The sequence below is a fragment of the Streptomyces tricolor genome, from assembly GCF_002155905.1.
Taxonomy (GTDB): domain Bacteria; phylum Actinomycetota; class Actinomycetes; order Streptomycetales; family Streptomycetaceae; genus Streptomyces; species Streptomyces tricolor.
This window is the reverse complement of sequence record NZ_MUMF01000224.1, coordinates 1-7,301: the sequence shown is the minus strand read 5'-3', so window position 1 is coordinate 7,301 and position 7,301 is coordinate 1. Positions and strand designations below refer to the sequence as shown.

Annotated in this window: 7 protein-coding genes; all 7 read right to left on the bottom strand. The window is 73.2% G+C overall.

The window, feature by feature from the left end; translation table 11 throughout:
• Positions 1-27: 27 nt before the first annotated feature.
• Complete coding sequence (locus CCN44_RS17185; RefSeq protein WP_059252856.1) at positions 28-825, bottom strand: maleylpyruvate isomerase family mycothiol-dependent enzyme; 798 nt, start codon at positions 823-825, stop codon at positions 28-30.
• Positions 826-848: 23 nt separating this feature from the next.
• Positions 849-1,868 (bottom strand): ABC transporter ATP-binding protein, encoded by a 1,020-nt coding sequence (locus tag CCN44_RS17180; protein ID WP_086698151.1) that lies wholly within the window; start codon positions 1,866-1,868, stop codon positions 849-851.
• The gene (locus tag CCN44_RS17175; RefSeq protein ID WP_086698150.1) at positions 1,869-3,470 is read right to left on the bottom strand and encodes an ABC transporter permease; all 1,602 of its coding nucleotides are present in this window, start codon (positions 3,468-3,470) and stop codon (positions 1,869-1,871) included.
• A 38-nt stretch (positions 3,471-3,508) separates the two neighbouring features.
• Entirely contained in the window at positions 3,509-4,582 is a 1,074-nt protein-coding gene (locus tag CCN44_RS17170; RefSeq protein WP_086698149.1) for a thiamine ABC transporter substrate-binding protein, read from the bottom strand.
• Between the two features lie 201 nt (positions 4,583-4,783).
• Positions 4,784-5,890, bottom strand: coding sequence for a dual-specificity RNA methyltransferase RlmN (gene rlmN, locus CCN44_RS17165; RefSeq protein ID WP_059255262.1), 1,107 nt, complete (start codon positions 5,888-5,890; stop codon positions 4,784-4,786).
• 254 nt (positions 5,891-6,144) lie between these two features.
• A complete protein-coding gene (locus CCN44_RS17155; RefSeq protein ID WP_059252852.1) occupies positions 6,145-6,324 on the bottom strand; it encodes a hypothetical protein in 180 nt (59 codons plus the stop codon).
• A gap of 40 nt (positions 6,325-6,364) precedes the next feature.
• The coding region (locus CCN44_RS17150; RefSeq protein ID WP_086698147.1) for a cytochrome P450 at positions 6,365-7,301 on the bottom strand (937 nt) is incomplete at its 5' end.

The following is a 7,301-nucleotide window of genomic DNA, read 5'->3' as shown; positions in this document are numbered from 1 at the left end:
ACGTCCCCGGGGGCGGGCCGGTGCGCGTCAGCCGAACGTGGCCCGCTCCAGCCAGAACTCCAGCAGCTCCCGGTCGCCGAGCACCTCCAGACCGGGGCCGTCCAGCGGCATCCGGCGGTAGAAGGCGAGCAGCACCGAGGTGAGCGGGCCGCGCAGGGCGACCGCGGCCTTCTCGTGCCCGCGCCGCCAGCTCACCCCCTCCTCGCCCAGCTCGATCAGCCACTCGGCGTTCAGCTCCGGGGCGGTGTCGGTGGCGTGCAGATGGATCGAGCGCCCCGGACCGCGCAGCTCCTTCGCCGCCTCCAGGGCCCCGGTCCGCTGCACCCACTCCACAAGCTGCAGCCACTCGTCCAGCGCGTCCGCCGCGATGTCCGGCGCCACCTCGTAGGGCAGCCCGGCGGCGAGCGCGGCGTCGGCCCGGTGCACGGTGATCTCGCAGACCACCCGGCGGGCCCAGAAGCCGGCGTTCTGCGCCCAGGCCCATGCCCACACCCCGGCGTCGGGGCCGGCCTCGCGCAACGCGCCGACGACCAGCTCGCCGCCGTCCGCGAGCCACTTGTCCAGGGCCGCCGCGTCCCCGCGCGCCTCCGGTCCGCCGCCCAGCGGCACCTGCTCCTCGGGGATGTCCTCCTGCGCCCGGGCGCGCACCAGGGCGTCCACCCAGCGCAGGGCGCCCCCCACGTGCCGGACGAGGTCTTCCAGCGACCAGTCCGGGCAGGTCGGCACGGTCGCGGACAGGTCGGCGCCCGAGGTGACCACAGCTCTCAACTGCTCGACCTGGTGGGCGATTTCGTCGCAGTAGCGGTCATGTGCGAGCAAAGACATGACCTCACCCTACGGCGGGACGATCAGTCCAGCACGAGGGTTTCGGCCACGTCGAACTCCACGCCGACCCGGGCGCCGGGCGCCGGGGCGTCCCGGAGCGCGCAGGCCGCCTCCAGGCGCGGACCGTCCGCCGGCTGGAGGTGCACGGCCACGTGGGTGCCCTTGAAGGTGCGGGCGGCCACCGTGCAGGGCAGGCCCTGGTCGGCCGGCACCAGCCGGACCCCGGCGGGCCGGACGAGGACCGTACGGCTGCCCTGCCCGGAGCCGTCCGGCACCGGCAGCTTGCCCCACGGGCTGTCGGCGGCCGTCCCGGCGACGGTCGCCTCCACCACGTTCTCGAAGCCGAGGAAGCGGGCCACGAACGCGTCGGCGGGCCGCTGCCACACCTCCAGCGGCGTCCCGGTCTGCGCGATCCGCCCGTCCCGCATCACCACCACCCGGTCGGCCAGCGCGAACGCCTCGCCCTGGTCGTGGGTCACGGCGAGCACGGTCGTCCCCAGCCGGCCGAACAGCTCCCGCAGTTCGACCACCAGCCGCTCCCGCAGCGAGCGGTCGAGCTGGCCGAGCGGCTCGTCCAGCATGAGCAGCCGGGGCCGGGGCGCGAGGGCCCGGGCGAGCGCCACCCGCTGCTGCTCGCCGCCGGACAGGGAGGCCACGGCCCGCCGGGCGGCCCCCGGCAGCCCGACCAGGTCGAGCAACTGGCCCACCTCGGCGTCCCGGCGGCCCTTGGCGACGCCGTGCATGCGCAGCCCGAAGGCCACGTTCGCGCCGACGTCCCGCTGCGGGAAAAGCTGGTGGTCCTGGAACATCAGCCCGACGCCCCGCTTGTGCGCGGGGACGCCCGCCTGGTCGCGGCCGTCGAGCAGCACCCGGCCGCCCGACAGGGGCTGGAGCCCGGCTACGGCCCGCAGCAGGGTCGACTTGCCGCTGCCGCTGGGCCCGAGCACGCACACCACCTCGTGCTCGGCGACGTCCAGGCCGACGGCGTCGAGCACGGCCCGCCCGCCGAAGCGCACGGTCGCGGCGTCCAGGCTCAGCAGCATCTAGAACTCCCCCGTCCGGTCGGTGCGCAGGCGCTCCAGGACGAGCAGCGCGGCGGCGCACACCACCATCAGAATGGTCGAAAGGGCCATCGCCTGGCCGTAGTTGAGGTCACCGGGGCGGCTCAGCAGCCGGGCCACGGCGACCGGCAGGGTGGGGTTGTCGGGCCGGGCGATGAACACGGTCGCCCCGAACTCGCCCAGCGACACGGCGAACGCGAACCCGGCCGCGACCAGCAGCGCCCGCCGCACCAGCGGCAGATCCACCTCCCGCCACACCCGCCAGGGCGAGGCGCCGAGCACGGCAGCGGCCTCCCGGAGGCGTACGTCCACCGCGCGCAGCACGGGCAGCATGGTCCGTACGACGAAGGGGACGCCGACCAGCGCCTGCGCGAGCGGCACCAGGATCCAGGACTGGCGCAGGTCCAGCGGCGGCTTGTCGAGCGCGATCAGGAAGCCGAAGCCGACGGTCACGGCGGAGACGCCGAGCGGCAGCATGAGCAGCGCGTCGAACCCCCGCACCAGCCGTCCCGCGTCCCGGCGGGCCAGCGCGGCGGCGGCGAGAGTACCCACACCCACGGCGATGGCGGTGGCGGCGACGGCGTACTCCAGCGAGGTCCACACCGCGTGCAGGGGCGCGACCAGGAACGTACCGCCGTCCGCGTCGGTCAGCGCCCGGTAGTAGCCGAGACCGGGCGCGTCGAGGGAGCGGCGGACGAGGACGGCGAGCGGCAGGACCAGCAGCAGGGCGACGGTGACGAGGACACCGGCGAGCAGCGCCCACTGGCCGGCGCCGCGCGGGCGCCGGGCGGTCACCTTCGGGTCCACGAGCCTGAGCGCGGTCTCCCGCCGCCGTACCGTCCAGGCGTGCACGGCGAGGATCGCGCCGACGGCCGCGAACTGGACGAGGGTGAGGACGGCGGCCGTGGACAGGTCGAAGACCTCGGAGGTCTGCCGGTAGATCTCCACTTCGAGGGTGGAGAAGGTGGGGCCGCCGAGGATCTGCACCACACCGAAGGAGGTGAAGGTGAACAGGAACACCATCAGCGCGGCGGCGGCCACGGCCGGGGCGAGCGCGGGCAGGGTGACCTTCCGCCAGGCCGTCAGCGGGGAGGCGCCCAGCACGCGCGCGGCCTCCTCCTGCCGGGGGTCGAGCTGGGCCCACAGCCCGCCGACCGTGCGGACGACGACCGCGTAGTTGAAGAAGACGTGGGCCAGCAGGATCGCCCACACCGTGGTGTCCAGCCGTACCCCCCACAGCTGGTCGAGCAGCCCGTGGTGGCCGACCAGCGCCAGGAAGGCGCTGCCGGCGACGACGGTCGGCAGCACGAACGGGACGGTGACGACGGCCCGCAGCAGATGCCTGCCCGGGAAGTCGAGGCGGGCGAAGACGTAGGCGGCGGGCAGGGCGAGCAGCAGGGTGAGCGCGGTGGAGGCGAGCGCCTGCCAGGTGGTGAACCACAGCACGTCCCGGATGTCCGGCCGGGTGACGACGTCCGCGAGCCGCCCGAGGTGCCAGGCGCCGTCCGCCTTCAGCCCGCGGGTGACGATCGCGGCCACGGGCCAGGCGAAGAACAGCGCGAAGAACGCGACGGGCAGGGCCATCAGCCCGAGCCGCGCCGCGTTCCCCCGCCGGGTCCTGGCTACTTCAGTACGAGCGAGGTCCACGACTTGACCCACTCGTCGCGGTTGGCGGCGATCGTGTCGGGCGCCAGGGTCTCGGGGTCCTCGGCGGCCGGCCCGTACTTCGTGAAGTCGGCGGGCACGGCGGCCCCCTTCACGACCGGGTAGACGAACATGTTCAACGGCATGTCCTGCTGGAACTCCTTGGTCAGCAGGAAGTCGAGGAGCGCCTTGCCGCCCTTGGTGTTCTTCGCGTTGCTCAGCAGCCCGGCGTACTCGACCTGCCGGAAGCAGGTGCCGGTGGCCACGCCGGTCGGGGCGGTGGCGGGCCGCTTCTTGGCGTAGATCACCTCGGCGGGCGGGGAGGAGGCGTACGACACCACGAGCGGCCGGTCGCCGCCGGCCTTCTTGCCCTCCGAGGACCCGGAGAACTCCTGGTAGTAGGCCTGCTCCCAGCCGTCGACCACCTTGACGCCGTTGGCCTTCAGCTTCTTCCAGTAGCCCGGCCAGCCGTCGTCGCCGAACTTCGCGGCGCTGCCCAGCAGGAAGCCGAGGCCCGGCGAGGAGGTGGCCGCGTTCTCGGTGACGAGCAGGTTCTTGTACGCGGGCTTCGCCAGGTCCTCGAAGGACCGGGGCGGGGTCAGCTTGTGCGCGCTGAACCAGGCCTTGTCGTAGTTGACGCAGATGTCGCCGGTGTCGACGGGCGTGACGCGGTGCTTGCCCTGGTCGGCGCGGAACTCGGGCCGCACCGTGTCCCAGCCCTTGGCCCGGTACGGCTGGAACAGCCCGTTGTCCAGGGCGCGGGAGAGCAGGGTGTTGTCGACGCCGAAGAAGACGTCGCCCTGCGGGTTGTCCTTGGTCAGGATCGCCTTGTTGACGGCCTGCCCGGCGTCGCCGTCCTTGAGGACCCTGACCTTGTACCCGGACCGCTTCTCGAAGTCCTTCAGCACGTCCTTGGAGACGGCCCACGAGTCGTGGCTGACCAGGGTTACGGTCGTGGGGTCCGCGGAGCCCCCGGTGTCGGTGGACCCGCACGCGGACAGCGTGACGAGGCCGAGGCCGACCGCCACGGCCACGAAGGTCTTGTGGTGCACTGGATGTCCTCCTGGGGGTTGGCCAGGAAGAACGCGGCCCCGCCCGGAAACCCGGGCAGGGCACGACAGCTTGAGGTGGTGACCGAACTTCCTACCCAGAATGACCTGGGCGAGGTTCAGAGGGTCTGCGGCCTGGTTGCCGCACTCTCAGCGCTGTGGCGCTCCCCTGTCGGAATATGAAGATATGTGGACGTGGCCAGATTACCGCTCGGTGGCCGCGAGCTGACCACAGGCCCCGTCGATCTCCTGGCCACGGGTGTCCCGGATCGTGACAGGGACACCGTGGGCGGCGATGGCTTCCACGAACGCCTTCTCGTCCTCGGGCCGCGACGCGGTCCACTTCGAGCCCGGCGTCGGGTTCAGCGGGATGAGGTTGACGTGCACGGGCCTGCCCTTGAGCAGCCGGCCGAGCCGGTCGCCGCGCCAGGCCTGGTCGTTGATGTCCCGGATCAGCGCGTACTCGATGGACAGCCGGCGGCCGGACTTCTCGGTGTACTCGAACCCGGCGTCCAGCACCTCGCGGACCTTCCACCGCGTGTTCACGGGGACGAGGGTGTCGCGCAGCTCGTCGTCGGGGGCGTGCAGGGAGATCGCCAGCCGGCACTTGAAGCCCTCGTCGGCGAACCGGTGGATGGCCGGCACCAGCCCGACGGTGGAGACGGTGATCCCGCGCTGGGACAGGCCGAGCCCGTCCGGCGCCGGGTCGGTGAGCGCCCGGATGGCGCCGACGACCCGCTTGTAGTTGGCGAGCGGCTCGCCCATCCCCATGAAGACGATGTTGGACAGCCGCGCGGGCCCGCCGGGCACCTCGCCGTCCCGCAGCGCCCGCATGCCGTCCACGATCTGGTGGACGATCTCCGCGGTGGACAGGTTCCGGTCCAGCCCCGCCTGCCCGGTCGCGCAGAACGGGCAGTTCATACCGCACCCGGCCTGCGAGCTGATGCACATGGTGACCCGGTCCGGGTACCGCATCAGCACGGACTCGACCAGCGTGCCGTCGAACAGCCGCCACAGCGTCTTGCGCGTGGTCCCCTGGTCGGTGGACAGGTGCCGGACGACGGTCATCAGCTCCGGGAACAGCGCTTCCTGGAGCTTGGCGCGCGCACCGGCGGGGATGTCGGTCCACTGCTCCGGGTCGTGCGCGTACCGCGCGAAGTAGTGCTGCGAGAGCTGCTTGGCACGGAACGGCTTCTCACCGATCTCGGCCACGGCGTCCTTGCGCTCGGCGGGCGTGAGGTCGGCGAGATGCCGCGGCGGCTTCTTGGCTCCGCGCGGCGCGACGAAAGTGAGTTCTCCGGGCTTGGGCATGGTGGTACCAGTGTCGCAGATCGACTTGGGGAGCCCAGGCCAGAGCGGGGTGGGGGTGGTCACCCGTGGGTGGCATCTGTCGGCGTTGGTCCGCCTCGGACGGCCCAGGCCGTTCATCGGCCTGGCTTCGGACGGCAGCTCGGCGCTCAGCACGGACCAGGGGTTCTTCGTGTTCCCGGCGCAGGGCTGACGCCTTCTGCCGGTGTACCGCCCGGTCAGGCCCTCGGGCCTGACCGGGCGGGCTCCCGTGGTCGCTAGTCGTCGGCGTTGCCGCTGCGGCGTCCGCTCTTCTGGGCGCTGCTCACCAGCTCGCCCGCCCCGCGCGTGAGCGCCGCGACGATCCGGACCCAGCGCGGGCCGCCGCGCTCCGCCCACACCACGCAGACGCAGCCGCCGATGACGAGTGCCAGGACGCCGAGCAGTACAACGATCATGTTCCCCCCTGTGGTCACCCGTACCTTGCCATGGATCGGCTCACCACGTCACGGGCAGCGTCCTCGGTCCCCGGATCAGGCCCTGCCGCTGGAACTCGACCTCCTCGGGGGGCACGGCCAGGCGGAGGCCGGGGAAGCGGGCGAGCACGGAGCCGATCATGACCTCGGCCTCCATGCGCGCCATGACCGCGGCCAGGCAGTGGTGCGGGCCGTACCCGAAGGCCACGTGGGCGGCGCCCCGGCGGTCGAAGTCCAGGGCGTCGGGGTCGGGGAAGACCTCGGGGTCGCGGTTGGCGGCGAGGTAGGCGTTGTAGACCGCCTCGCCGGCGCGGATCAGCCGGCCGCCGACCTCGACGTCCTCGGTGGCGATCCGCGGGATGCCGACGCCGTTGCGGTGCGGGACGTAGCGGAACAGTTCCTCCACGGCCCGGGGCAGCAGCTCCGGCTCGCGGCGCAGCCGGGCTAGCTGCTCGGGGTGCGTGAGCAGCGCGTACATCATCGAGCCGCTGTTGTTGCGGACCGCGTGGCCACCGCTGACCTGGACGGCGATGGCGAGGGAGAGCGCCTCGTCGTCGGTGATCTCACCGGCCGCGGCGGCCCGCGCCAGCACTCCCGCCAGGTCCTCGCGGGGTTCCGTACGGCGCCGCCGGAGCAGTTCGGTGATCCGGGCCCGGGTGATCGCCGCCTGCCTGGCCCGCTCCGCCGAGCCGGCGCCCGCGCCCGCGGCCAGCAGCGCCTCGCCCGTGGCGGACCAGCGGTGCCAGTCCCTCTCGGGCACGCCGAGGAAGTCACGGATCAGGGCGATCGGGAACGGGCCATGCAGGTGCTCCATGAGGTCGGCCGGCGCCCCCGCCCGCTCCATCCCGTCGAGCAGCTCGGCGGCCCGGCGCTCCGCGAGCGGGCGCAGCCGCCGCATGCTCGCGCCGGTGAACGCGCGGGCGACGACCCGGCGCAGCCGGGTGTGCCGGGGCGGGTCG